General features: G+C 63.5%; 3 protein-coding genes and 1 pseudogene. All 4 read left to right on the top strand.

Going from position 1 to position 2699, the window contains the following annotated elements; translation table 11 throughout:
- Positions 1 to 237: pseudogene (locus AC1DUU_RS28730) on the top strand (hypothetical protein); the annotation flags it as partial.
- Positions 234 to 890: an RraA family protein gene (locus AC1DUU_RS28725; protein ID WP_476786732.1), complete on the top strand. Its 657-nt coding sequence runs from the start codon at positions 234 to 236 to the stop codon at positions 888 to 890. The pseudogene AC1DUU_RS28730 and the gene AC1DUU_RS28725, both read left to right, overlap by 4 nt.
- Positions 887 to 1555 carry a 4-carboxy-4-hydroxy-2-oxoadipate aldolase/oxaloacetate decarboxylase gene (locus tag AC1DUU_RS28720; RefSeq protein WP_476786731.1) on the top strand — a complete coding sequence of 223 codons (669 nt, stop codon included), beginning with the start codon at positions 887 to 889 and terminating at the stop codon, positions 1553 to 1555. The genes AC1DUU_RS28725 and AC1DUU_RS28720 overlap by 4 nt, the downstream gene beginning before the upstream one ends.
- A gap of 43 nt (positions 1556 to 1598) precedes the next feature.
- Positions 1599 to 2699, top strand: a 1101-nt coding sequence (locus AC1DUU_RS28715; protein ID WP_476786730.1) for a 4-hydroxybenzoate 3-monooxygenase, incomplete at its 3' end; no start/stop codon positions are given.

Genomic DNA, 2699 nt, shown 5'->3' with positions numbered 1-2699 from the left:
GTCGCAACCAATGTGACGGTGACCATCGACACAGTGGAGATCACACCTGGCGACTACGTCATCTCGGACGGGTCGGGTGCGGTGTTCATTGCCGCCGACAAGGCGGAGAAGGTGATCCGGACGGCCGAGCGGATCGCGGCCAAGGAACGCCTGATGGTCGAGGCCCTGCTGACCGGCAAGCCGGTCTCCCAGGTGCTCGGCGCCGATTACGAAGACATGCTCGAGGCAATGCAATGACCGACCAGGCCCTAGAACGCGCCGGAAAACACGACTGCGCCACCCTGTCGGATGCGATGGACCGACTTGGCATCGAAGGCGTTTGCCGGGGCATCAAGCCGCGCGACCACAAGTTCAAGCTTGTCGGCCGCGCCTTCACCGTCCGCTATGTTCCCGTCGACGTGCTTGCGCCCGGCAATGTCGGCGACTTCATTGACGACCTGCCCGCTGGAACGGTCGTGGTGCTCGACAATCGCGGCCGCGAGGACTGCACCGTCTGGGGCGRCATCATGACCCAGCTGGCCAGCCATAAGGGGCTTGCCGGCACGGTCATCGACGGTGCCTGCCGCGACGTCGATCTCTGCCTCAAGCTCGGCTATCCGATCTACTCGCGCAGCTATTCGATGAAGACCGGCAAGGATCGCGTCCAGGTCGACGCCACCGGCATCACTGTCGAGATCGGCGGCGCGCTTGTCCGCCAGGGCGACATCCTGGTTGGCGACGCCGACGGCGTTGTCGTCATCCCGAGCGAGCGCGCCGGACAGGTTCTGGACCTCGCCGACGAGATCGCCACCGCCGAAAACGCCATCCGGCAAGCCATCACCGAAGGCATGTCGCTGCGCGATGCCCGCACCAAATTCCGCTATCACTCGCTGCAGACGCGCCAATCATGAAGAAGGTCATTCGCAACATCGAGCGCGCCGATAGCGCCACCATCGCCCGGCTGGCCAGGGCCGGCGTCGCCACCACACATGAGGCGTTCGGCCGAACCGGGCTGATGAGCTCTCGGATGCGGCCGATCTATCCAGGCGCCGCCATTGCCGGAAGTGCGGTCACCGTTTTGGTGCCGCCCGGCGACAACTGGATGATCCATGTGGCGATCGAGCTGATCAAGCCGGGCGACATCCTCGTCGTTGCGCCGTTTTCGCCTTCCGACGCCGGCTATTTCGGCGATCTGCTGGCGACCTCGGTCATGGCGCGCGGCGGCATCGGGCTGGTCATCGACGCCGGCGTCCGCGATATCCGCGATCTGACGCAGATGAAGTTCCCAGTTTGGTCGACGGCGATCTGCGCGCAAGGCACGGTCAAGGAGACGCTGGGTTCGGTGAACGTGCCGATCTCCTGCGCCGGCGCGGTCGTCAATCCCGGCGATGTCGTGGTCGCCGATGATGACGGCGTGGCCATCATCCCCCGCGAGATGGCTGAGAAGGTGGCGCATCTCTCCGAGCAGCGCATCGCCGAGGAAGAAGCCAAGCGTAGCGAACTCGCCAAGGGCGTCCTCAGCCTTGATCTCTTCAATTTGCGTGAGCGCCTGAAAGGCAAGGGCCTCGAATACTGACGCCCGCAGCAGCGTAGCACTCCAGTCAGCAATAGGTGAACTCATGAAAACTCAGGTCGGGATTATCGGCGCGGGGCCAGCCGGCCTGCTCGTAGCGCGGATTCTTCAGTTCAACGGCATCGACTCGGTCATCCTGGAACGGCGCACGCGGGAATATGTGCTAGGGCGCGTGCGCGCCGGCGTGCTTGAATCAGGCACCGTCGATACTCTCAGAACCTACGGCATGGGCGAACGCCTCAATCGTGAAGGCATTCCCATGCGCTCGATGCAGCTTTGCTGGGACAAGCAGAAGGCCGACATCTCGCTCGACGACGGCACCGGGCGTCACCTGACCACCTACGGTCAGCAAAAGATCGTCGAGGACCTGATCGTCCAGCGTGAGACCGATGGCCTGCCGGTCATATTTGAAGCCGCCGTGTCGAGGCTCGACGATATCGAGAACGCCCCACGTATCCATTACACCCACAATGGCGAAGACAAGGTGCTGGAGTGCCAGTTCATCGCCGGTTGCGACGGTTATCACGGCGTCAGCCGCAGGCACATTCCGGGCTCCGACGAACACGTGTTCCTGACCGACTATCCGTTTGCCTGGCTGGGCATCCTGGCAGAAGCGGCACCACTCGCTGCTCGTCGCGGCTTCGCCCATTCGACGCGCGGCCTGGCGGTGGCCTCCGCTCGCTCGGCCTCGATCGGCCGGCTCTACCTGCAGGTCGAACCCGATGCCGATCCCAATGCCATGAGCGATCAGCAGATCTGGGACGAACTCGATCTGCGCCTTGAGGATGGTACCAATGCACAGCTCAATCGCGGCGCGATCATCGAGCGCAGCGTTGCCCGTCTTCGCGGTTATGTCTGCGAAAAGATGCGCCACGGCCGGCTAGCCATTGCCGGGGACGCGGCCCATATCGTACCGCCGAGCGGCGGCAAGGGTCTGAACCTTGCGGTCGGCGACGCGCGCATCATGGCCGAAGCGATCCGACGTTTGCTGACAGCCAATGATTCAGGCCTGCTCGATAGCTATTCCGAAATGTGCCTGCGTCGCATCTGGCCGACGGTTCATTGGGCCTGCTCGATGTGCGAGGCCCTGCACATCTTCCCCGGTCAGTCGAGCTTCCAGATGCGCATGCAGTACCAGACGCTCAAC

The organism is Aminobacter sp. P4_H6_2 (assembly GCF_056400805.1).
This window is presented reverse-complemented; position numbering and strand designations above follow the sequence as displayed.